The organism is Moorena sp. SIO3B2 (assembly GCF_010692525.1).
Taxonomy (GTDB): Bacteria; Cyanobacteriota; Cyanobacteriia; order Cyanobacteriales; family Coleofasciculaceae; genus Moorena; species Moorena producens.
Genome location: NZ_JAAHHE010000096.1, coordinates 1 through 23,092, shown reverse-complemented (window position 1 = coordinate 23,092; position 23,092 = coordinate 1). Strand labels below are relative to the sequence as shown.

19 protein-coding genes and 1 pseudogene are annotated in these 23,092 nt (G+C 42.7%); 7 read left to right on the top strand and 13 right to left on the bottom strand.

Annotated elements, in window-relative coordinates:
• Positions 1–111: 111 nt before the first annotated feature.
• The 4 genes and pseudogenes from F6K38_RS19945 to F6K38_RS19930 all read right to left on the bottom strand — a co-directional run.
• On the bottom strand, positions 112–357 hold the full coding sequence (locus F6K38_RS19945; RefSeq protein ID WP_154659744.1) for a hypothetical protein: 246 nt from the start codon (positions 355–357) through the stop codon (positions 112–114).
• A gap of 12 nt (positions 358–369) precedes the next feature.
• Positions 370–1,527, bottom strand: a complete 1,158-nt coding sequence (locus F6K38_RS19940) for a YcjF family protein (protein WP_287357216.1) — start codon at positions 1,525–1,527, stop codon at positions 370–372.
• 166 nt (positions 1,528–1,693) lie between these two features.
• On the bottom strand, positions 1,694–4,300 hold the full coding sequence (locus F6K38_RS19935) for a PhnD/SsuA/transferrin family substrate-binding protein (protein WP_287357215.1): 2,607 nt from the start codon (positions 4,298–4,300) through the stop codon (positions 1,694–1,696).
• A gap of 39 nt (positions 4,301–4,339) precedes the next feature.
• A pseudogene (locus F6K38_RS19930) lies at positions 4,340–4,523 on the bottom strand (IS1 family transposase); the annotation flags it as partial.
• 666 nt (positions 4,524–5,189) lie between these two features.
• On the opposite strand from F6K38_RS19930, the gene F6K38_RS19925 reads away from it, so the two are divergent.
• Positions 5,190–6,302 (top strand): tetratricopeptide repeat protein, encoded by a 1,113-nt coding sequence (locus F6K38_RS19925; protein ID WP_008182161.1) that lies wholly within the window; start codon positions 5,190–5,192, stop codon positions 6,300–6,302.
• A 1-nt stretch (position 6,303) separates the two neighbouring features.
• Here F6K38_RS19925 and F6K38_RS19920 read toward each other — a convergent pair whose 3' ends face one another.
• Entirely contained in the window at positions 6,304–6,801 is a 498-nt protein-coding gene (locus F6K38_RS19920) for a hypothetical protein (RefSeq protein WP_008182159.1), read from the bottom strand.
• Between the two features lie 432 nt (positions 6,802–7,233).
• Here F6K38_RS19920 and asnS point away from each other — a divergent pair, with 432 nt between their 5' ends.
• Positions 7,234–8,622: an asparagine--tRNA ligase gene (gene asnS / locus F6K38_RS19915; protein WP_287250017.1), complete on the top strand. Its 1,389-nt coding sequence runs from the start codon at positions 7,234–7,236 to the stop codon at positions 8,620–8,622.
• A 150-nt stretch (positions 8,623–8,772) separates the two neighbouring features.
• Here the strand turns inward: asnS and gifA are convergent, their stop codons facing one another.
• From gifA to F6K38_RS19895, 4 genes are all read right to left on the bottom strand, one after another.
• The gene (gene gifA, locus F6K38_RS19910; protein ID WP_008182153.1) at positions 8,773–8,973 is read right to left on the bottom strand and encodes a glutamine synthetase inactivation factor IF7A; all 201 of its coding nucleotides are present in this window, start codon (positions 8,971–8,973) and stop codon (positions 8,773–8,775) included.
• A gap of 122 nt (positions 8,974–9,095) precedes the next feature.
• Entirely contained in the window at positions 9,096–10,187 is a 1,092-nt protein-coding gene (locus tag F6K38_RS19905) for a glycosyltransferase family 4 protein (RefSeq protein WP_287357213.1), read from the bottom strand.
• 384 nt (positions 10,188–10,571) lie between these two features.
• Complete coding sequence (locus F6K38_RS19900) at positions 10,572–11,783, bottom strand: HEAT repeat domain-containing protein (RefSeq protein WP_287293941.1); 1,212 nt, start codon at positions 11,781–11,783, stop codon at positions 10,572–10,574.
• 270 nt (positions 11,784–12,053) lie between these two features.
• A complete protein-coding gene (locus F6K38_RS19895; protein WP_008182146.1) occupies positions 12,054–13,040 on the bottom strand; it encodes a DMT family transporter in 987 nt (328 codons plus the stop codon).
• A 349-nt stretch (positions 13,041–13,389) separates the two neighbouring features.
• Here F6K38_RS19895 and sppA point away from each other — a divergent pair, with 349 nt between their 5' ends.
• Complete coding sequence (sppA, locus tag F6K38_RS19890) at positions 13,390–14,214, top strand: signal peptide peptidase SppA (RefSeq protein WP_008182143.1); 825 nt, start codon at positions 13,390–13,392, stop codon at positions 14,212–14,214.
• Positions 14,215–14,288: 74 nt separating this feature from the next.
• Positions 14,289–14,675 carry a chorismate mutase gene (aroH, locus tag F6K38_RS19885; protein WP_008182140.1) on the top strand — a complete coding sequence of 129 codons (387 nt, stop codon included), beginning with the start codon at positions 14,289–14,291 and terminating at the stop codon, positions 14,673–14,675.
• Positions 14,676–14,886: 211 nt separating this feature from the next.
• On the opposite strand, the gene crtR is transcribed toward aroH, so the two are convergent.
• From crtR to F6K38_RS19865, 4 genes are all read right to left on the bottom strand, one after another.
• Positions 14,887–15,789 (bottom strand): beta-carotene hydroxylase, encoded by a 903-nt coding sequence (gene crtR, locus F6K38_RS19880; protein ID WP_008182138.1) that lies wholly within the window; start codon positions 15,787–15,789, stop codon positions 14,887–14,889.
• 616 nt (positions 15,790–16,405) lie between these two features.
• Positions 16,406–16,642 carry a hypothetical protein gene (locus tag F6K38_RS19875; protein WP_008182137.1) on the bottom strand — a complete coding sequence of 79 codons (237 nt, stop codon included), beginning with the start codon at positions 16,640–16,642 and terminating at the stop codon, positions 16,406–16,408.
• A 559-nt stretch (positions 16,643–17,201) separates the two neighbouring features.
• The gene (locus F6K38_RS19870) at positions 17,202–17,492 is read right to left on the bottom strand and encodes a hypothetical protein (RefSeq protein WP_063747926.1); all 291 of its coding nucleotides are present in this window, start codon (positions 17,490–17,492) and stop codon (positions 17,202–17,204) included.
• A gap of 37 nt (positions 17,493–17,529) precedes the next feature.
• Complete coding sequence (locus F6K38_RS19865; protein WP_008182133.1) at positions 17,530–17,817, bottom strand: 1-acyl-sn-glycerol-3-phosphate acyltransferase; 288 nt, start codon at positions 17,815–17,817, stop codon at positions 17,530–17,532.
• A gap of 588 nt (positions 17,818–18,405) precedes the next feature.
• Between F6K38_RS19865 and metG the strand changes: the two genes are divergently transcribed.
• From metG to lptC, 3 genes are all read left to right on the top strand, one after another.
• A complete protein-coding gene (gene metG / locus F6K38_RS19860; protein WP_287357218.1) occupies positions 18,406–20,022 on the top strand; it encodes a methionine--tRNA ligase in 1,617 nt (538 codons plus the stop codon).
• A 103-nt stretch (positions 20,023–20,125) separates the two neighbouring features.
• Positions 20,126–20,728 carry a LabA-like NYN domain-containing protein gene (locus tag F6K38_RS19855; RefSeq protein ID WP_008182130.1) on the top strand — a complete coding sequence of 201 codons (603 nt, stop codon included), beginning with the start codon at positions 20,126–20,128 and terminating at the stop codon, positions 20,726–20,728.
• A 1,018-nt stretch (positions 20,729–21,746) separates the two neighbouring features.
• Complete coding sequence (gene lptC / locus F6K38_RS19850; RefSeq protein WP_044492588.1) at positions 21,747–22,889, top strand: LPS export ABC transporter periplasmic protein LptC; 1,143 nt, start codon at positions 21,747–21,749, stop codon at positions 22,887–22,889.
• Positions 22,890–23,092: the final 203 nt, after the last annotated feature.

Here is a 23,092-nt window from a genome sequence, read left to right as displayed (position 1 = left end):
TTATTCCAAATTGGTCAATTATCCTATTGTTGGCAATCCACTGTCTATCCTAATCACAATAAAAAAATACCCGAATTTATCCAACGATTTATCAACGATGAAAACAGTAAACTAATGGTGAGTAATCTCTATCATATTTAAATGATAGCAGTCGGGAGTCGGGAGTCGGGAATCGGGAGTCGGGAGTCGGGAATCGGGAATCGGGAATCGGGAACAGGTAATAGGTAATAGGTAATAGGTAATAGGTAAAAAATATGTGTAGCTAATTAATAGGATAACTGCTATATAATAAACTTCCCATCTCCCCATCTCCCCATCTCCCCATCTCCCCATCTCCCCATCTCCCCATCTCCCCATCTCCCCACACTCCTAATCTGAAGGCGGTAATTCCTGATCCCTCAAGCTTTTTTGACCTGTTCCCGCATAGTATTTATATTGTTCAATGATAATTTTCGCCAGTTCAGAAAGGGGTATTTCCTTACCATCAACCTGAGCTTTCACATAAATCTTGAGTGCTTCGATATAAGATAGACCAAGAGCCAAGGTTAGTGCTGCTGCCGTTGAGCCTGATATTGCTCCACCAAGCACGGTGCCTGCACCCGGAATCATTTTGAGTAAATTCGCGACAATTACTTTACCCACTGCAGTCATTCCTCCTGTACCCCCAAGAGCAGATATCACCATTCCCAGAAAAGCTCTTTCAACCGTTAATCCAAAAATGCTGGTGATGTTAGCAATCATTACCGTTTGCATCGTTACCAAGATTGGCGCATCAGAAAACGGAATTGGTGAGGCACCAACCAATGCTGAACCAGTAACATAACCCGTAACATATTTAAACGCTTCACCTGCTTTTAGTTCAATATTTCTAATCTGTTCTCTCAGAAATGCTTTGCGCTGGGCTTCTGGCAGTAAATTTGCCGTCACTTCTACTAAACGCTCTAAACCATGGGCTGTCACCGTATAATCATCATCGATAGATTTTGATTGTGCTAGCACTGGAATAATCTGACTAACCGGTAGATTCTTACCCTCTAGGAAAGCAATAAACTCACTACGTTTTTTCGTTAACGTTTGAGTCAGAACTAAGATAACTGGTACATCTTTTTGTTGGAGGCTCTTTAGCCATTCTTCTTCAATCGGATCCAATCGAGCAGTCTCATGATTAAGGCAATACCACACCACATGAATGTGTTCTTTTGCCTCTAGTTTCCTTTGATCATCAATTAGTTTCGAGATATCTGCCCTTACTCGTTCAATCTGTTGAGTTTTAAGTTCTAGCCCTGGCGTATCGTACACTGTAATCGGGCAACCTGTTTTTGTATAACGACGAATAGTTTGAGTAACAGGATAGCCCACTCCTGTTTCTGCCAGGCGAGAGCGAAAAATTGTGTTTACTAAGGTACTTTTTCCTACACCGGTTTTCCCAATTACTAAAACATTACATTGCTCAATTTTGCTCTGGGCATCTTCATAGGCTTCGCTCATTTTGCCTAACAGTTCATCAAATGAGATGTGCTCTGACATTAGTAGTTTTCTCCTTTAAGCTGTTGTGCATTTAAACTGTATATAGCATTTTCAGTTGAGATGTAACCTGAGAATGTCTTATGTTATTTTACTATAAAACTCTGGAGCTATTGCCCCTACTATTGCATTTTTCGAAATTTCTGAGTTTATAACTCATTTGATAACGCTATATATTATCGACATACTGTTCGATAAAATTCCTAAGTTCCTTCACATTAAAATCCTTAGCCAATTTATAAATAACTTTAGCAAATGGTACAAATTTAGCATCTAATACTTCCAGCTTTTCCGCTTCTTGGCTGATGTCAAACACATTACCTTTCTTAGACAAGTCATAAAGTTGGAGCAGAATATCAGATGGGGGAGGCACAATGGCATCTAGGTGGATTTGTTCAGCTCCAGCATCTATTATAGTTTCTGGTTTTGGTATGAAGTCTTCATACACCCATTCCAGTTGCAAATGCTGTTTTAATTTTTCCAGTAATTCTGCTACATCCACTGGTTTGGGAATAAAATCATCGCAGCCTGCATGCCAACTCTGTTGCTGGTCTAACTCATAAACACTGGCAGATGAAGCAATAATCAACAGATCTTTCAATTTATCTAATGAGCGCAGACGTCGCATCATTTCCAAGCCATCCATCACCGGCATCACCAAGTCAGTAATAATTAGGTCAGGGTTACATTCTGTGGCTTTTTCCAAACCCTCAACCCCATTAGTGGCCTCCAACAGTTCAAATCCCAGAGGTTGTAACACATTCACAATTACAGAGCGATTCTGCCATTTGTCATCTACTACTAAGATTTTCCGAGCTTTTCCATGACAACCTATAATAGTCTTAGTGGAAGCTTGCTTACTCGCAATCAAAGCTGTAGTAATCGGTAAATCTAAATCTATAGAGAACATGCTACCTTTGCCATAAGTACTCTCAACATTGATAGCACTTCCCATCAACTTGATAATTGTTTGGCTAATCGCTAATCCAAGTCCAGTACCTTGTTCACGATGATCAACATCCCCCACCTGTTCAAAGGGCAAAAATATTTTTTCCAGTTGTTCTGGGGTCATCCCAATGCCAGTATCTTTAATTATAAATCGAAGTCTGACTAGGGGGGATTGGAGAGTAGGAAGTCGTGGGTGTTTACTGATAACCTCTACCTTAAACGTGACTCCGCCATGGTCAGTAAACTTAATGGCATTGCCCAAAAGGTTAATCAGAACTTGTCGCAATCGTTTGGCATCAGCCAGGATACCGTCTGGCAGATGGGATGAGGGTAGATAAATAAAAGCAATCTCTTTTTGCTGGGCTTTAACCCGGCACATTTCTACAACTTCCATCAGAAAGGACGGCAAATGAACTTCTCTGGGAAACAGTTCCATTTTCCGAGCTTCGATTTTGGATAAGTCTAAAATGTCATTAATCAGATGGAGTAGATAGTTGCCACACTGATAAATAAGGTTGATCTGGTCTTTTTGTTGAGCAGTTATCTGTGGATCCCGTTGTAGAATTTGGGCGTAACCCAAAACGCCATTGAGGGGAGTACGCAATTCATGACTCATATTAGCCAGGAATTGACTTTTGGCGTGATTAGCCTGATCAGCCGCTTCTTTAGCTGCTTTGAACTCAGCTGTACGTTCCTCAACCCGGATTTCCAGTAAAGCATTGGCTTTTCGCAGTTGTGCTTCGATTCGCCTACGCCCAGCTAGATAAACTAGACCATAGCTAAATCCAAAACAGGAAACACCAGCAAATAAGAGCCAATAGCGGTACTGATGGATAACTTGACCCAGAGTAACTTTTCCCCAATCTTCGTAGGGACGAACCCGCAGATTCCGTAAGGTTTCGTGACAAGGTTGGTAGTTGGCCGGGATGGTCCAGCCCTGATAACGACCAGCTTTGGCCGCTGGGTGCTCAGAAGGCATGGTCATTAATGCGATCGCAACCTCTTCCGCTAACTCCACGGGGGTATGGGGTAGTGTGGAAAAAGGCCATTCTGGATAAAGTTTAGTACTCAGAGCAAAAGGGAAAGTGTCCTGATATTGAGTTTGCTGATTCAGGATCACAAAGTCATCTCGATTAATTTTGCCCTCCTGTGCCATACGTTCGAGGGTATCAGTGCGGACAGTGCCAGCATCGACAATACCATCACGAACAGCGTAGACCACTGCGTCATGGCTACCACCAAAGTCGAGCGCTGGAAAGTCACGGTAGGGATTAACTCCAGCTTCTAACAGAGTTTCCCATGCCATTTGCCAGCCCCCAAAGGCAATTTCACTGACGGCCATAAAGGTTTTGCCCCGTAAATCCTTTAAATCCTGGATATCATTGCGGTCAGCATGACGCAGGATAACCGCTCCAAATTGGGTGTAAGGCTTGCCTAGGCGTAGATTTTTTAGGGTGGCAATTCGTCTTGCCCCATAAATCCATTCCAACTCTACATACATTCCAGGGTTAGGCAACACAAAGTCCACCTCCTGGTTAGCTACTATTTCTTCGAGGGTGTCAAACTCTAGTGGTACAAGTTGGAAAACATAGCCGGAAATCGTTTCACTGAGATACTCTAGGGTCGGTTGCCATTTTGTTTTGGTATGGTCAACACCCCGAATTGCCATCACTCCTACCTTAATAATCTTTACCTCTGAAGTCGTTATTTGTCCTGTTCCATCTACAGGTTCCTGAGGAGGAAGAATCCCTGGGGCAGCCGATGGTATTAGTGATAATCCCATGCCTAGAATCAGGCTGGATTTAATGAAGAAGTAAAGACGAATCATAATATAGCAGGTAGTGATAAACATGTAGTGATGGCCTAATCAACCCGACAAACATTTATTATAATGATGAACAAAATTCCAAATAGCTCCTAGGTGATTTTCTAATTTTTTGGAAAATGACAACGTTTTCCGTTCCCAGGCGACTAATCCTTTGTCTTAATGTATTATTTAATCTTTCAATATGATTAGTTTTACCCGTTTGTTTTTCTACCGGCTTGTGACGTTGTCTTGATGCAGTCGCGCTTTGCATCAAGACAGCGAATATTTCGAGCCAATAGCCATGACTAAATATGGTGACCAAGGTACCAATGTCAAGGGTTCCGTTGATGAGGAGCCGGGTGAAGGGAAACTTTCACGCCCGGTTTTGTTGGCGTAGCCTCCCTGACGGGATGACGAGTCAGTGAGGCGACTCACTGGCTTAGTTTAATAGTAGAGAGTAGGGAGATAGAGGAGATTTTGATGAAGGGTAATTATCCTGAGATGATATTAGATGCTATTCCTTTTACCCTTGAAAAAATTAGCGCTAGATAAATTCGGGTAAAGTATAGCGCTAATTTCACCTACTCCCTTAATTATCCCAAATACCCCTTAACCCTTGAAAAAATTAGCGCTAGATAAATTCGGGTAAAGTATAGCGCTAATTTCACCTACTCCCTTAATTATCCCAAATATCCCTTAACCCTTGAAAAAATTAGCGCTAGATAAATTCGGGTAAAGTATAGCGCTAATTTAAATCACTAACTTAATTATCCTAACTATCCCTTAACGCTTCAAAAGGTTAGCGCCTTAAAGCCATAAAACTAGCGCTATACTATTAACAGGATTCCATTAGCTTCTCCCTAGGAGCTACTAATGTCTAAAACTTGGTGATATCACACCTAACGCTATCATGCTTAAGCAAATTGCTGATGCCTTTGAGCACCATGATTATCAAACTGCTGCCCGATTAATTAAACAACTTCTCAAGCAAGAGCCCAATAATCCCTGGACACAGCTTTATCTAGGAAGGCTCCAGGAAGTCAGAGGTAAACAAGAAGCAGCTGAAAGAATCTATCGACAGTTACTGAAAGGAACACCTGTTCCTAAAATTATGGCCCAAGCTCGTCAGGGACTAGCACGCTTAGAAGCTACAGCAAAAGAACAGCGCCGACAAGCCTTAGCCCAAGCAACTGCTGACCCTGAAAGTAATCAATTGGGAGTTTTAGTCCTAAAGCCGATCAGCCAACAAGACAAACCAACAGCAGCTCAACACTTAGCTCGCATCCTGGGGATAGACCCCTACACCGCAAGGCTACAGCTACCTACTAGAGGCTGGCGTTTATATCGCACTGGACCTGTGGGAGAACTTAAGTATTATGGGTCGTTACTGCGAGAAGCATCAATAAAATGTTTGTGGGCAAGCTTAGCAGATATCAAAACAATTAACATCTATCAAGTTAAGTATTTTTCTGACAGTAGTGACCAGGAGACCACTGTAGTATGTCAAAACTCTCAGGGACAGTTGGGTTCCTTTAGCTTTAACTGGTCGGAAGTGACCCAACGAGTAGAAGGGCGGTTGCCTTTGTTTGAGAAGGTAGTAGACTTAGATGCGCGACGGAATTTAACTCGTAAAACCCAAACCTTAGACTATGCCCTGGTTTGTGACTTGCATTTACCACAGCGCCACAGTATTCTCAGAGTATGCGATCGCAATTATCAATTTCAGCAAGGAATTGCTCTAACCCTCAAGCCAGTTTCCAGTCAGAACAGCCTATCCCAAGACTCTCATATACACCAAAGCACTACAAGAGTCAACTGGAACAACTTGACTGATTACTTAAACCTTCGGCTGCTTGAAAAGCCAGTATGGTCTGACTTTACCACCTTTGCGCAAACTGCTATAGACTACCCAGATCTGCTAGAAAAATTGGAGTCTCATATCGACTTATTTCGCCTGGTCGAGACTCCTTGGGATCCAGCATTTCAGTTGTATAGTGGACTAGTTTTTTTGACTAATCACTAATCTAGAAACGAGGGTTCTGCATCTGAGCAGCCATGTCGAGGAACTTATTCATGCTAGGACCAGGACGCCGACGAGGCATGATCATTGGTACGTATTTGGTGGCAAAGGTGGTTTCGGGCTGCCCTTTTGCCTTGCTATTGACAACTGCTGCTGCTGAATTGATTGCCGCTACTGGTGTTGGCTCAGGAGCAGCTGCCTTTTTTTTAGCTTCTGCTTCAGCTTGTTTCTTAGCCTTTGCTTCAGCCTTAGCCTTAGCTAGTTCTTCTTTCTTGGCTTGACGAGCAGATTTGGGCTTAGAAGCTTCAGCTGTTGCTACTGCGGTCGTGGTTTCTGCTGTTGCCTGAGCTGGTGCTACTACGGTTGCGGTTTCCGCTGTTGTCTGGGCAATAGCCGGTTCTGGCTTCTGTTCTACCGCCGGTTGCTGAGGGGTGCTAGTTTCGCTTTCGTCTAGCTCCAGGTAAAAGCCCTTGGATTTATTGCGCTTAAACAAACCTACCATTTACAAAGACCTCTCTAAATTAGTTTTAATGGAAGCTATTACCTTCAGTGCGATCGCAACTGGGGCTACAAGCTTGGCCCAGGAGATTTACCAGTAATCGGCAATCAGTAAGCGGTAATCGGTAATTGTGCTGAATTCCTACTCATCACCAATACCCTCAACCATTTACTCAAAACCCGACTCTGTCCTGGCTTAAGTGGATAGCCCCACTGCTGATCTTGGGTGACTAGTCGTTTGATGAAACTTAACCAAACGTTGCATTTGTATAATAATTATGAGTGATTACTTCACTTATTGCAACAATTTAGATATTTTTGTTCATCAAACTTTACATAAAGCTCTTAATAAGTATATTTACTTAGATTTTTGGAGCTAAAGACCACCAGTTAATTTATAAAGATTTACAATTCTCTCAGAATTTTGGGGAAAGCTATGGAAATTCGACGGATTGCTGAAGTTTTGCGCAATGGTCAACCAGATCAGTCTTTGACCATCCAAGGCTGGGTACGCACAAAACGGGAATTAAAGGACTTTGCCTTTATGGAAGTCAACGATGGCTCCTCCATGGCAAATTTACAGGTAGTGCTCAATCCAGACTTGTCGGATTATGAGACTATCCTGAAACGGCTTAATACTGGCTCATCAGTAGAAGTCACTGGTATACTAGTAGAATCTCTTGGCAAGGGACAGCGAATTGAAGTAAAAGCATCCTCGGTGACAGTATATGGGGAAGCAGATGCCAATTATCCCCTACAGAAGAAACGCCACTCCTTTGAGTTTTTGCGCACCATTAGCCATTTGCGATCGCGTACCAATACCCTAGGTGCGGTGTTCCGAGTGCGGAATGCCTGTTCCAATGCCATTCATCAGTTTTTTCAAGAACGAGGTTTCTTGTGGGTTCATACCCCAATTATCACCGCTAGTGATTGTGAAGGAGCAGGGGAGTTGTTCAGTGTCACTAACCTAGACTTAAAGAACATCCCCAAAACCGATAATCAAGCAGTCGATTATACTCAGGACTTTTTTGGACGACCGACTTACCTGACCGTCAGTGGTCAATTAGAAGCAGAAATCATGGCAATGGCATTTCGGGATGTATACACCTTTGGTCCTACATTCCGAGCCGAGAATTCTAATACCTCTCGCCATCTAGCAGAATTTTGGATGGTCGAGCCTGAGATGGCATTCTGCGATTTGAAGGGGGATATGGATTTAGCAGAAGCCTTTCTCAAGCATGTATTTAAGTCAGTTTTGGAAAACTGTCCAGAAGATCTGGAATTTTTCAACAAGCGGATCGATAACAATGTTCTCGCTACTGCTGATAATATTATCAATAATCAGTTTGAGCGGATTACTTATACAGATGCGATCGCATTACTGGAGAAAACGGATCGTAAGTTTGAGTATGGGGTAAATTGGGGTGTAGATTTGCAGTCCGAACACGAACGGTATCTAGCCGAAGAGTTGTTTAAAAAGCCCGTCATTGTCACGGATTATCCAGTAGAGATTAAAGCCTTTTATATGCGCTTAAATGACGACCAAAAGACTGTAGCAGCAATGGATGTGCTTGCGCCTAGGATTGGAGAGATTATCGGTGGTGCTCAGCGGGAAGAACGGCTGGATATATTAGAGAAGCGAATTCAGAATCAGGGCATGAATCCAGAAGATTTATGGTGGTATTTGGATTTGCGACGTTATGGTACAGTGCCCCATGCTGGATTTGGTTTGGGATTTGAGCGATTGGTGCAATTTATGACTGGTATGGGGAATATTCGGGATGTAATTCCGTTTCCCAGAACTCCTTTAAGTGCAGAGTTCTAAAAAATAAAACTATCGTTGGCTATGCCCACAGCCATTGATGGAAATATGGGTAGTGCTAAAGATTTAGTGGTTTGGCTACCGTCTGCTAAAGATAACGGTAGCTAAAATCACGAATTGTGTACCACTACCCAAAACTATATTGACAGAGTACTAGCTAAGTGAAGCATGACTACGGTCATAGGTAGAGCGGAAACTAGGATGGGGTTTACCTTGGATAGTACCCCAGTAGTCAGAATCTAAGCTATCTAGTCCTACTTCGGAAGCAACGCGACCGAGCATAGATTGCTGACGATTTTTGATCATGTGATGGTGATTCATCATCAGAGCCCTAGCTTTTTCTTGAGTAGACATTTTCCTTTCTCCGATTGCTTATATAAGATTTTGATGGGATTCACTTCCCTTACATATACAACTATATCATAGATTCTGTATCAAAAACTACAAAATTACTTTTATTTACAAATCTTAATGAACTAGCAACTATCACCACTGTCCTTCAAAATATCCCAGAGCCACTGCTCTACGCGATCGCCCATGGCCTGATTAGAGTATTTAACTTCCAGGAGGCGACGGCATTCACGACGGTCAATTTTATCCAAGTTTCCCAAGGCTTCTACCAAGCCTTCCACAGAATCCGGTTCTACCAAAAAGCCATTTTTACCATCTTCGATAATTTCTGCTGATCCACCACGGTCATAGGAAATGACTGGTACTCCACAAGCGAGGGCTTCAATTACCACATTACCAAATGCTTCCACCCAATGAGGCGTCATCAGTAAAGCTCGACACTGGCGCAAGTGTTTTTGGAGTTGATCAGTTGGGAGAAAACCCAGGTATTCTATAGGGGCATTGGGGTAATCCTGGAGAATCTGCTCCCAATAGGGTTTATTTTGTATAAGACCCATAATTTTTAGTGGCATAGCCGTGAAATCGGATGCTGCCACTGCGTCTTCTAAGCCTTTTTCTGGAGAAATTCGACCCACCCAGCCGAGCCAGGGTGAGGGGGAGTCACAAAAGGAATACACAGACAAATCAATGCCATTGCCCAAACAACGACAGCGATTCTTGAAGGCAAATGTTGCCGCTTGAGCCATTGAATGAACCCCGATTGTGCCAGGGAAATTAATGGCAACTTGTTCGATGATCTGATCCATCCCCTCGGTTAATGAGCCCATACTAACTAGGTGAGCAATGGGACGAGTGAAAAAGGGGGTTAGGTAAAACGGTAACCAGTCGTAGGCAAAGTTTACAATCAAGTCATAGTTGGTTTGAACTTGTCGCCCATAGTCCCACATATTAGCCAATACGGAGGATGGGGGGATGATAGTAGGAGTGTCTCTTGTTTGAGTTTGAATACTACTTTCGAGAACACCATCAATTTCTACCAGAGGCATTCCCCAAGCTGTAGATCCTTTAGTTGCCACAATTGTGATCCTGTGACCCCGATTAATCAATTCCGTAGCAATGTTACGTACAGTCAACTCAACGCCACCACCTAACCCTGAACCCAACGGACCAACTGGGGTGGAAATTAATAGCAATTTCAGGGAATTTAATTGGCTCATTAATTTAAAATTAACGTAAGCTATCAGCTATCAGCTATCAGCTATCAGCTATCAGTATTAAGCTTTCAGCTATCAGTATTAAGCTATCAGCTATCAGTATTAAGCTTTCAGCCATTCGCGTAGCGTGGCCAAGGCTGACGGCTGTTCGCGCAGCGTGAGCTTTTAGCTCACGGCTGACGGCTGACCGCTAAGGGCTGAATGCTTACATCAAAACTATAAGTATAAACTTCAAATTAATTAATCAAACGTTAACTTCAAAACGTTGATTTTAAATCTCTTAAAGCACGGTAAGTAAAGCTTATTAAATTTTTATTACCTGTTCCAGATTATAACACGTTAATTAAAGGTTATGAAACTTTTATTACCTGTTCTGAAGTTCCCTAACTAGTCGCTATTATCTTGGTAATGGTTTGACGTATTTTCTGATGAATTTAGGTGATTTTGTGCTGGTGGCAAACTATCCAGATTCGCTGCAGGGCGAATTTTATTAAACTGATCGATTGCCCATTTTGCCGTTTCTCGCACTTCAGAATCCGGGTCATCCGTAGCGTGACGCAACATCTGCAAGACTTGATTTAGTAATTCATAAATTCGCGTTGCATCCCGAATCGCATTTTTCCGGACTTGGGGGTTGTCATCCTGCAAAGAAATGGCTAGGGCTTTGTTAATCGGTTTGAGGGTTTTGGTGCTAATTTGGGATAAGGCTTCCAAAATCAAGCCACGCTGCTTAGAATCAGAATCTAGCATTAAGTCCACTAGGGGCTTTACTGCCCTCGAATCCCCCTTTTGGGCTAATTCCCAGATAGCTTGTTGTCGCTTTTTTGGATCTGGGTCTTCTAATTCTCTGATTAATTCCTCAACAATACTAAATTTAGTCAGGCGAGTGGTCTTTTTGACATGTAAGGAATCAGCTAAAGACTGAGGTTGAGGATTGCTAGGATTGGCGACATCATAACTAACGCTATGGTTATAATCCCTTTGAGGATGGTGGTTTTGGGAGTCAGTTGACACTTGGACTTTGAGGTTATTGACTCTAGGATCTTGTTTAGCTTGGTTTTCTGTGGAGGGCGCTAATTTTGAGTCTACGGGTCGTTTTGGTTTAGTCAGCCACTTGAATAGCAAAAAACCGCCACCAGCCATGATGATGGCTGGGATGATCAACCATGATGACGGGCTCTTTTCCAGAGTCGAAGGCTCCGTAGTAGTCGATTCGGCTGACACTGATTCACCTGACTTTGGAGCTGAACTCGTGCTGGTGGTTGTCGTCTTAGCAGCGTAGGCTTGCTCCAATTCCTTCCTAGTAACAGAATCAACAACACCCAGTTTTCTCAATCCAACGGATTCTTGGAATAAAGCGACTGCTTTCTCTGTATCCTCACCATAAACACCATCTTCAAGCCCATCGTAGAAGTCAAGATGCTTTAGCTTGGCTTGCACAAGAGCCACCTCTTTTCCCCGACTCCCTTTGAGCAGAATTGGTTGGTCAGTTTCTGTGGCAGAAGTGGGAGATTGAGCGATGAGCAACGGGTCAGGGAGGTTGTTGGTTGAAAATGCGTTCGCTTTTTCTAATTTCGCCGCTTGACTGCTTCCCAGCACCCAGCCTAGGCAGTTCAAACAGGTAGCTACAAGTATGATAGACCAATGGCGAGTCATAAAATTCTACAGGACTCGAATGTGAACGCCAATTCTAGCTTACGCACTTAACACACAACGCTAAATCCCATGTGCTTTAGTCGTTCGAGCAACAGAATTTTGGCTCGATTAATCTCAATTGTATCAAATCGGCTTCACTGCTGGGTTTCTGGTAGCTTAGCACTACCTTCTTCAGACTCAGTTGTTGTTTCCACTGCCAGTTTTCCGCTCTGGCTAGCCGCTATTGTTTGCCAGCCTTGCTTTGATCCGAGTTGCTATTTGTTCCCGCTGATTCACTAGATAAACGCTGAGCAATGTCAGGCACACACCAGTCCACTGTAGGGAACTGAGTACCTCAGACAACACTAAATTCCCAAATAGTAGGGCAAATACTGGTGTCAGAAAGGTTAAGCTAGACAGACTAGTGAGATTGCCCTTGGAGGCAAAGTAGAAGAATATACCGTATGCGATCGCACTCCCGAAAACAGTGGAGTAAGCTAATGCAATCCAGCCAACTCCATCAATATTGACCCATTGCTGGGATTCTATCACACTAGAGAGGGCAAATAACGGTAATCCCCCTAGGAGCATGTGCCAACCAACAGCAGCAACTGGGTCTGCATAGCGGCTGATAATGGGAACCATTACGGTGCCTACTGCCATGGAAAGGGATGCTAACAGCATCAGCCACTCCCCATGATCAAACAGCTGTTGCCAGCTTAATTCTATAGCTTGAGCGTTGCCAGTAAAAAGGCTGAGAATCCATTGATCCGGCAAGCCAATCAAGCTGATTCCTACTATACCAAATCCTAATCCTAACCAACCCCAAAGTCCAATCAGTTCACCAAAGAGCAATCCTGATAGCAGGGCAACCACTAGGGGTTGACTATCAATCATCACCGAACCCAAACCCGCGCCAGTGCTAACCAATCCGTGGGCTAGGAAACCCTGAAACATTGCCCCATCGACTAAGGCAAATAAGCTAATCCACAGCCAGGCTAACCCACCTTTCGGCTGGGGACGACCCATCACAGTTGCTGCTCCTAATACTAAAACTCCTGCTGGTACTAACCGCACCCCAGCCATAAACAGAGGGGTTGTGTTAGGGATCACCCCTTTCATGGCTACCATAGCTGTACCCCATAGGAAAAAGGGGGAAATCAGCAGTAGTGAACCTAGTAGTGACCTTGGTGACAGTATGGTGTTGGCTTTTAGTTGCATAATCCTGATTTATAGTGAATAACGAAAATAACCGACACTCAAGCAGCTGTCATATATTTGATTTAGATATTGACTTTAGATATTAACTTGGCTCAGGAGCAGGGGGCTCAGGAGCACAGTAGTGAGTTTTGGAGTTTTTCGAGCTTACTTCAATAACATACAATTTCAATGGGCGACAGCTTAAAGCCGCTTTTCATATTTGGTTAAACACTTGTATAGATTTATTTATTTATTTATTTATTTATTTATTTAAAGCCCCTGAGTAGCTAACCGTTTTATAAAATGATGCAAACTATATATACAAGCTCCAGTAATCACTTAAATCTAGACTAGATACTCACAATCACCTATGCCTTGGCCGTTTAAACGCAAATCTCTCAAACAAATTGCTCGCATTGAAATCACGGGGGCGATCGCTGGTGGTACCCGTAAACGGGTCCTCGAAGCCCTGAAAACTGTTGAAGAGAAGAAATTTCCCGTCTTACTATTACGGATTGACAGTCCTGGTGGTACAGTGGGAGATTCTCAGGAAATCTATAGCGCCTTGGTGCGGTTGCGAGAAAAGGTGAAGATTGTAGCTAGCTTTGGCAATATCTCCGCATCTGGGGGTGTTTACATTGGGATGGGAGCGGAACATATAGTAGCGAACCCTGGTACAATCACTGGAAGTATTGGTGTGATTCTGCGGGGAAACAATATAGAGCGCTTGTTGGATAAAATCGGTGTTTCCTTTAAGGTGATTAAGTCAGGTCCATACAAAGATATATTGGCGTTTGACCGGGAACTGACTGAGCCGGAAAAAACTATTCTTCAAGAGTTGATCGATACCAGTTATCAGCAGTTTGTACAAACTGTTGCCCAGAGTCGCAACCTAGATGTAGATGTAGTAAAAAGTTTTGCTGATGGTAGGATTTTTACTGGTGAGCAAGCACATAACTTGGGGGTGGTTGATCGGCTGGGAACTGAAGAAGATGCCCGTTGCTGGGCAGCGGAATTGGTGGGTCTTGACCCAGAGAAAACCAAGTCTTTCACCATCGAAGAACCCAAACCATTGTTGAGTCGCTTGCTACCGGGTAACCGTATTCGCAATAGATCTCAGATATCTGTTGGTATAGATTGGCTAGAATTTGAACTATCAACTAGCGGTCAGCCCCTATGGTTGTACCGACCATAAGATAACATGGAGATTTGAGATTTCACAAGAGTCTAATATCTCAAATCTCCCAGGGAAATTCGGAGGATCTTACTTTGCACTGGAGAGTTAGAGCAATTCGAGGCGCAACAACTGCCTCAGAAAATACAGTAGCAGCGATTCGAGAAGCAGTGATGGAACTGCTAGATCAACTCGAAGCTCATAATGAAATCGACCATCAAGAAATTATTAGTGCCATTTTCACCACGACCCGTGATTTGGATGCTAAATTTCCAGCTGCGATCGCACGAGAACGTCCCAATTGGGATCATGTTCCTTTACTTGATCTGCAACAGATGCATGTCGAGGGTAGCCTAGAGCGTTGTATCCGATGTTTAATCCACATCAACACTCCTGTTTCTCAACTTGAGATTTATCATCCCTATTTACGTCAGGCCAAAAATTTAAGGCCTGATTGGACTCTAGCTCAAGTCAGCCGTTAGTTGTTAGGTTATTTCTACTAACCACGCGGCTTGCCCTTACCCATTAGCCAGCGCTAAGTTCAAGTTGTCATTATTCATTAGTCAAAATAAAATTGTTAATGGTCAATAGTAAATTAACAATTAACAATTAACAATTAACAGGCATGGGATTTTATTGAGTGAAATGTATCAATGGTCAACCGTCAATGGTCAACCATCAACAAAAACATTTTCAGCTTGATTCCGTTTGTCTATCAGATGATTTGCGGTGGAAACGAATTCCTAAAAAGATGTCGTATACAAAGTTCCAAAAACTCTTTTGGGCCAGAAGTCCTAGAGATTGATCACAACCTTTTTCATCTAAAAGGGGTTTAACAGCACGGTAGGCGGGCTGATACTTGTACCAGGGTATGGTCGGCCACAGGTGATGAATTAGATGATAATTTTGTCCCATAATTAGCAGGTTTATGATGGGACTGGGGTAAATTCTAGCATTTTTCCAGCGATCACGTTCTTTAAATGGACGATGGGGCAAATAGTCAAAGAACAATCCTAGCGCTATACCTACAACTAATGCCGGCACAAACCAATAGTTCATGATGTAGTCTAAAAAGCCGTATTGACAACCAAGATATATGATGATGGCGATGAATAGACGGCTAAAAAACCACTCCCATAGCTCATACTTACGCCACAAACGGCGCTTGAAAAAAAATATTTCGTGATAAAAGAAGCGAACTGCAATTAACCACAGCGGACCACCAGTAGAAACAAAATGATCGGGATCGTTTTCGGGATCGTTAACATTGGCATGATGCTGCATATGAACCCGCGTGAACACTGGGAAGGTAAAACCTAACATCAGGGCGCTACCATGACCCATGAGGGCATTGACGTAACGGTTTTTGTGGGCAACATGGTGAGAGGCATCGTGAATGACTGTTCCTACCATGTGTAAGGCAAGGACATTAATGCTAAAGCAGCAAGCGTTAGGCAAATCCCAAAGCCAGTAACCACCGGTGGAACAGACCACCAAGATGATCGCCGCCACAAACATGAGTAACGTTAAGTTAAACTTATCCGGGGCACCCAGGAACTCCTTGGGCACTGTCAGCGGCTTGATGGCCTCCGACATACTTGTTTTCTCTCCTTTCTACTGTCTTTTGGTAGTATAAGGTAGAATGGCTCAATCATAAAGATTTGTTAAGATTAGAGCTTCATATCATAAACTAGACTCAATGTCAGGAAAATCACTCTCGTCACGAGGGGAGTCACCCTCCGCCACTAGTTTTCATCCCCTTCTGCTTCTGGGACGCACAGGGGTTTTCAATTGTGAAGCTGATAATCTTCTACAGGTTAACCTCTGTTTCGATTAGGCAGGGGTTACCACTCTGGGGAAGCACCACCATCTTTCCTTTGGGGAAACAGTTCTGCCTAACGTTAATCAGAACCGCAAAAGTCCCAAGGCTGATGCTTGATAGACCTACTCACCGGAGCCAGCAGATCAATTGTGCCCCCTATTTAAGCTAGCGATGCAGCTTCGGAACAGGGGAGCCAGTGAGGTCAAAGGGAGGCAGCGCCGACCTGTGGGGGTTTCCACTGGGCTTTCAGCGATGCAGCGCGGTCAAATCAATTACCGTAAGGAGAGGGGAGCCTTGTCTTGATGCAGCCCTTCCCCACTCGCGCTTTGCATTAAGAAAGGTCGTTGGTTAAAAGAAGTAGCTCGATTACTCAAAATAATCCGCTCAATCCTATGGGGGGTTTTCAGAGCTACTTTCAAAGCCAGACAGACTTCCTTTCGACTTGCCACACAGATAAACCTCCTGTGAAGCTCCCTGGTTGAGTTCCGCTTCAATCAGGTTAACCACTACCCCTGCCAACTTCTGAGAGTTGCTTAAATCATCCGTTGGGATCGCCAAATAACGCACATCAAAAGCAGTTTCTAAATGTTTAGTCTGTACTGCCAACAGCTCACCCGTTAGAACCATCCCTGGTAAATAAACAAATAGTGGATAATCACCAATTAAACTATCACGGAGTCAATAAAAACTGATAAATATTAACTTTTGGTATTGTTTATTTTCATAATTAATTATTATAGATATCAACATTTTTTTTGCGTAATTATAACGAATAATTATTCCTATTAAAACCGCCAATTAATTGAAGTATTAGTCAATTTTATTGGGATGATAATATGTGCAAAACCATAGATAAAATAGGTAGTTTAAATTATGGGAATGGCTCAAGTTTTTAGTCAACCATAAGTGAGACACTAACAAGCCCATATTATCCTTGAGGCTTAATACTTGATACTTCATACTTTATCCTTGATCCCCTGTAGTAACCTAGCAATTTAATACCGGCAGGTCTTAGAGGATATCTGAAAAGTTTTTTGATACTGAATTTTGCCCCCCTAGCCCCCCAATTCTGGGGGGAACAAGAATCCATTTGTTGGTAAAAGTCCCCCAAAATTGGGGGATTTAGGGGGCTTGAATGTAGCAAATGAGACTTCTCAGACAACCTCTTAGTAATGGACCACACAATCTATTTCCCTTGATAGTTCCGCTGTTTATCTGTAATCCAATAGCAATGTCGAACTAATACTGCCACACAACGATGAATAACCATCGGATGCCAACCCATTTGTTCAAATCGGGGTTCAGATCGGTCAAACAAACCTAACCATCGCAGCGGTATCACTGAGTGTACGATTTTTTCTTGGGAAGCGATCGCTAATAGGCGCGGCGCTGCCTGTTTAACTGATGTCCACAAAGCTAAGTGGGCAAAGCCTTTATAAAACTTACCTATTGCCAAAGGCTGAGTCAAATTCACCATTGGTTGGGCTCGGACTATAAACACCCCAACCCAATGATTATGTTCGAGAAACGGACTTGCCTGTTGTAAAAACGTCCACAGTATATGTTCTGGTTTTTCTAGAGGGAAACAACCCATCTGCTGGACAACCCACCCGCATCACTGGTACTTGTCCGATGTAATGATCACAAGCAATGGGGATTGGTTGCCCTAAGGCTACCATCAACAACGGGACATCTAGAAAGCCACGATGGTTGCTCACTACTACAACGGCAGATTTATGAGGAATGGGATCCTCATCGATATTGGAACATTTGTCTTCCCATTGCAGCAAGCAGCGCATCATAAAGCTGTAGGGGAAGATGGTCAGACATCAGTTTCAGTCATCAATTTCTAATCTAAATTAACATTTCTTAACATTGTTTTAAAATTCTATCTATTGACAGATGCCTTAAAGTAGAGATAATCAGGTGCAACACAACTAATGGTGATAGACTGCCAGTGACTACAAGTGTGTAGCTTGACACATTAGGCATTAAGCCAGTAGTAGAAAAAGCCTGTTAAATCTAAACTAGACTACTAACTTATGTTAATAATTAATTTTCCTTATAATCAAGTGACAGAAGGTGGCCTTGATTCCATTCCTTCAAGGCAGTGGGATAACTCATCGGCTGCTTATCATTAGTCCTTACTCATGAGTAACATACTAAGGACTAATGACTCCAAACCCCACAACTAAAATACGTGGAATGAGTTACAAGAGAATAAACAATTTTGAGTAACGTAAACTAAAAAGTAGCGACAGATACTTTTTAGAAAAGGTTAAAACTTAAGTAAATCTGATTAGATAAATACTACATAAAGTAACAACTAAAATTAATACTAGTAGGCATACACTACGTTAAAAATCACTTAAATAAGTTAAATCAGTTGGCTGGAGGGCGTTTTTAACACTCATATGATTCATACGAATACTACTAAAAATACATTTGCCATTACAACACCCCTTTACTATGTGAACGACTTACCCCATATCGGCAGTGCCTATACCACCATGGCATCTGATGCAGTAGCTCGTTTTCAACGGTTACAGGGCAAAGACGTACTGTTAATTACTGGCACAGATGAACATGGACAAAAAATTCAGCGGACTGCTGAAACTCAAGGGGTAGATCCTCAAGTACATTGCGACAAGATAGCTGCTGGATTTGATGTCCTCTGGCAAAAGCTCAATATCCAGTATGACCGTTTCAGCCGCACTACCGCTACCCGCCACCAAGCCATTGTCAAAGAATTTTTCATGCGGGTTTGGGATAATGGTGACATTTATCTGAGTCAACAACAAGGCTGGTACTGTGTCTCCTGTGAGGAATTCAAAGAGCAACGGGAACTCCTAGCTGGAAACCGCTGCTCGATTCACTCCAATCAAGAAGCGGAGTGGCGGGATGAGCAAAACTACTTTTTCCGGCTATCTAAATACCAAAAACAGCTAGAAGAACTTTACCAACAGCGACCAGATTTTATCCAACCGGAAAGTCGCCGTAATGAAGTGTTGAGTTTTGTCAGTCAGGGACTACAGGATTTTTCGATTTCGCGATTGAATGTCGATTGGGGCTTCCCAGTACCGGTTGATCCCAGCCACACCATCTATGTCTGGTTTGATGCCTTACTAGGCTACGTCACTGCCCTATTGGATCCCGATAGTGAACCAACCCTTGATAATGCCTTACAAAAATGGTGGCCGATCAATTTACATCTTATCGGTAAGGACATCCTGCGCTTTCATGCTGTATACTGGCCTGCCATGTTAATGTCAGCCTCTCTACCTGTTACAGGTCAAGTATTTGGTCATGGCTTTCTGACCAAAGATGGTCAAAAAATGGGAAAAAGTCTAGGCAATACCCTAGACCCAGTGGAGTTGGTAGATAAATACGGTGCTGATGCAATTCGCTATTATTTTCTAAAAGAGATTGAATTTGGGCGAGATGGGGATTTTAGTGAAACCCGTTTTATCGATATCGTCAATGCCGATTTAGCCAATGACCTAGGTAATTTGCTCAATCGCACCTTGGGAATGGCTAAAAAGTATTGTCAAGGTATTGTTCCAGGTTTAACTGGCTCAGATATTTCACAGGTCAATCCTCTGCTCGAAATTGGCTTAGATCTCGGTTCACAAGTCGCTAGGGCTTATGAATCCCTAGCGTTTAGCCAAGCTTGCCAAAAAATATTTACTCTGATTCGAGCCAGTAACAAATTTCTAGATCAGCAAGCTCCCTGGAGCTTGTATAAACAAGGAAAACAGCAAGAGGTTGAACAAGTGTTATATACAGTTTTAGAGTCAGTGCGCTTAGCTGCCTATCTCTTATCACCGATTATTCCCAGTATTAGTACGGAGATTTACCAACAACTAGGTTTTGCCATCGACTTTAGCCAAAAAGAACACATCTTTTTGGCTGCGCCCTATGTATCCCATGCATCTTGGGGGGTTTTACCTCAAAACCAGAAGCTAGGAAAACCCAAACCGGTATTTGCACGACTGGAACTCACCTAATTTGGTTTCGTCTTATTAACCAAAAACTTAATCGGCATCTTACCTTAATGCTGATTAAGTAAAAAGTTTTTTAATTTTTTTTTAACAAAGAGGTATAATAAAAATGCTGAGCCATTATAATCATGACCCAATTTTTACACCTGAACAAGTCCTAGAAAACCGTGGTCGTGTTGCCATCTTTATCGATGGTTCAAACTTATTTTATGCTGCCCTGCAACTAGGGATTGAAATTGACTACACTAAGCTATTGTGTCGTTTGACAGCAGGGTCTAGGCTACTACGCTCTTTCTTTTACACTGGTGTTGATCGTACTAATGAGAAGCAGCAGGGCTTTCTTCTCTGGATGCGTCGTAATGGCTACCGAGTAATTGCCAAAGATTTAGTGCAGCTACCAGATGGCTCAAAAAAAGCTAATCTGGATGTAGAAATTGCTGTTGACATGATGGCACTAGTGGGTTCCTACGACACAGCAGTTCTAGTCAGTGGAGATGGCGATCTTGCCTATGCAGTGGATTCTGTAAGTTATCGGGGAGTTCGGGTTGAGGTGGTCAGCCTACGCTCCATGACCAGTGACAGTCTAATTAATGTAGCCGACCGCTATATTGACCTTGATACCATCCAAGAAAGTATCCAAAAAACACCCAAACAAAACTATACTTACCGTCCGTTGTCTGGGTTCAATGTGATGGATGAACAGCACAAATAGTTTGGTGATTAGTGATTAGTGATTAGTGATTAGTCATTAGGTAAGCATTCAGCTATCAGCTATCAGCTATCAGCTATCAGCTAATGCGCTACTTGAGTTGCTACTTGAGGTGCTTTTGAATGAAAGAGGTAAGCATTCGTTTAATCTCAGTTAAGTCTGCTGACGGCTGACGGCTGTTCGCGCAGCGTGAGCTTTTAGCTCACGGCTGACGGCTGACGGCTGACGGCTGAGAGCTGACGGCTGAATACTTACGTCATTAGTCATTAGTCATTGTCATTGGTGATTATGGTCTGTCTGATGGGGTCGAAACTACGATGTAGGTGTGTGGGCGTTTCTTTCTCATGTCTTGTAGCATTCGGGCAGTAATTAGTGGCTGAAAACCTATAGTTTATGTCCGATGCTTTGCCCTCCTATAGTTTACATACAGACCTTATTCATGGAGTAGGGTAAAACATCTAAAAACTTAAAGCTAAGCAACTACGTCAAGTATAGCTGAGGGGGTAACATATCGCCTATAATCATTAACTCATCTGGGTTTGGTCAATTCAGTTACAAAACTTATATCCAAATTGAAGGAAATAATCAGGGATTGAGTTCTCAGTCATTGAAAATATTCTGCCGAGCGCTGAGGGGGTGAAAGGTAGGCTATAATCCTTATCTGGTCATGATGCGCGTCAATTCAGTTACCCAACTTATCAACCGGATTTTTCGACCACTTGGACGAAAGAATCAGGGATTGAGTTCTCAGTCATTGAAAATAGGCTCATGATTGTCTAGGTATAGTTTGGGATGATAGTGACCTTAAACCTAGAGCTGACAAGGACTTTGGGGGGCTTGTCGCCCCCCAGGAACTATAGAGGTTATAAAAACTTCTAATAACTAGTAATAACTACTATAGCGTTTCCTAGTAAGCAATTTTTATAAAAATTCCTTTTTTAAATCGATACAAGTCTTTATGATTAAGCTTTGTATCGATTATTTTATAGTCATTTATCCTAACCACACGCTCTTAAGCCATATGTTTTTATACTCCAAGAGATGTCTTAAATTTTTTATTTTGATTTTCATGGTTTACTCATTATCTGGCTGTAAGAGTGAGCCGAAACCATTAAATCAAGTTCAGGAAGACACTAACGTTACTGAAAAAATTGAAGGAAGTCTAGTCTTTAAAAACGTCACTCTAGATCAGTCAGATAAGCAAGGTCGTCCTCTATGGAAAGTTACTGGAGATAAAGCGACTTACTCTCCAGATAGAAAAATCGCTTACATTGAGAAACCCAATGGGGATTTGTATCAAGATGGGAAACTGATCTTACAGGTCTCAGCCCAGAGTGGGGAAATCCTAGAGAATGGTGAGATAGTGTTTCTCAAAGGTCAGGTCACGGCTACAGATCCCCGTAATGGTGCTGTGTTACGAGGTGATGAGTCTGAGTGGAAACCTAAGGAAGATTTGTTAGTTATCCGCAATAACGTTAAAGGTAATCACCCTAAACTACAAGCATCCGCAAAAGAAGGGCGTTACTTAAGTCGCACCCAGAATTTGGAATTAATTGGTCAAGTAGCAGCCATATCGAAAGACCCAAACTTGCAAATGAAAACGGAACGTTTGCTCTGGCAAATCGAACAACAGAAGGTAATTGGTAACAAAAGGATATTTATTGAGCGCTATAAAAATAAGGTAGTAACAGAACGAGTGGAAGCAGACAATTCTGAGGTAAACCTTAAGGCAAATATAGCAACTCTCAAGAAAAATGTGCAGTTGACTTCGGTTGAACCACCGGTCGTGATATCGAGTAATTCAGCAGTTTGGAATTTGAATGATAAAACTGTTGTGTCCGATCAGCCGGTTAGAATTGTTCACCAGCAGGAGAAAGTGATGGTAACAGCTAACAGGGGACGGGTAGATTTGGGCAAGAAAGTAGTTAGATTAACTGGAGGAGTACAAGGGGAGGGAAGCCGTAAGCAATCCAAACTATACGCTAATCAGCTAACTTGGGATATCCCCACCCAACAGATGGAAGCCTCAGGTAATGTAATATATGAACAAGTTTCACCCCAATTTAATACGACTGGTGATAAAGCAGTGGGTAACCTGGAAGCTCAAGATATTTTAGTAACTAGTGGTGTTGGGGAAAGAGTGGTAACAGAAATTATTCCTTGAGCGGGTTGAAAGTTGAAAGTTTAAGGTTAAAGGTTGAACGCGAACCCGTGGCCTTTTGGCCAAGGTTGACTATAACGTGACATACTCCCACACGCTCATCGAAGATTACAGTGTGGGCTTCTTACCAACTCCAGCCATCACTATCGGCTTTCGCCGACGCGGGGCGCGAACGGATACACGGGTTACTTTATTAACGACACGGG

Bases quoted from the DNA above. Each gene is read 5' to 3' on its own strand.
- F6K38_RS19945 (WP_154659744.1), bottom strand. From the start codon at position 357: ATGGGGAGATGGGGAGATGGGGAGATGGGGAGATGGGGAGATGGGGAG.
- gifA (WP_008182153.1), bottom strand. From the start codon at position 8,973: ATGTCTACTCAAGAAAAAGCTAGGGCTCTGATGATGAATCACCATCAC.
- F6K38_RS19935 (WP_287357215.1), bottom strand. From the start codon at position 4,300: ATGATTCGTCTTTACTTCTTCATTAAATCCAGCCTGATTCTAGGCATG.
- F6K38_RS19925 (WP_008182161.1), top strand. From the start codon at position 5,190: ATGCTTAAGCAAATTGCTGATGCCTTTGAGCACCATGATTATCAAACT.
- crtR (WP_008182138.1), bottom strand. From the start codon at position 15,789: ATGTCGGAGGCCATCAAGCCGCTGACAGTGCCCAAGGAGTTCCTGGGT.
- F6K38_RS19905 (WP_287357213.1), bottom strand. From the start codon at position 10,187: ATGAGCCAATTAAATTCCCTGAAATTGCTATTAATTTCCACCCCAGTT.
- F6K38_RS19920 (WP_008182159.1), bottom strand. From the start codon at position 6,801: ATGGTAGGTTTGTTTAAGCGCAATAAATCCAAGGGCTTTTACCTGGAG.
- asnS (WP_287250017.1), top strand. From the start codon at position 7,234: ATGGAAATTCGACGGATTGCTGAAGTTTTGCGCAATGGTCAACCAGAT.
- F6K38_RS19895 (WP_008182146.1), bottom strand. From the start codon at position 13,040: ATGCAACTAAAAGCCAACACCATACTGTCACCAAGGTCACTACTAGGT.
- F6K38_RS19875 (WP_008182137.1), bottom strand. From the start codon at position 16,642: ATGGTTCTAACGGGTGAGCTGTTGGCAGTACAGACTAAACATTTAGAA.
- F6K38_RS19865 (WP_008182133.1), bottom strand. From the start codon at position 17,817: ATGATGCGCTGCTTGCTGCAATGGGAAGACAAATGTTCCAATATCGAT.
- sppA (WP_008182143.1), top strand. From the start codon at position 13,390: ATGCCTTGGCCGTTTAAACGCAAATCTCTCAAACAAATTGCTCGCATT.
- F6K38_RS19870 (WP_063747926.1), bottom strand. From the start codon at position 17,492: ATGGTGAATTTGACTCAGCCTTTGGCAATAGGTAAGTTTTATAAAGGC.
- F6K38_RS19855 (WP_008182130.1), top strand. From the start codon at position 20,126: ATGCTGAGCCATTATAATCATGACCCAATTTTTACACCTGAACAAGTC.
- F6K38_RS19940 (WP_287357216.1), bottom strand. From the start codon at position 1,527: ATGTCAGAGCACATCTCATTTGATGAACTGTTAGGCAAAATGAGCGAA.
- lptC (WP_044492588.1), top strand. From the start codon at position 21,747: ATGTTTTTATACTCCAAGAGATGTCTTAAATTTTTTATTTTGATTTTC.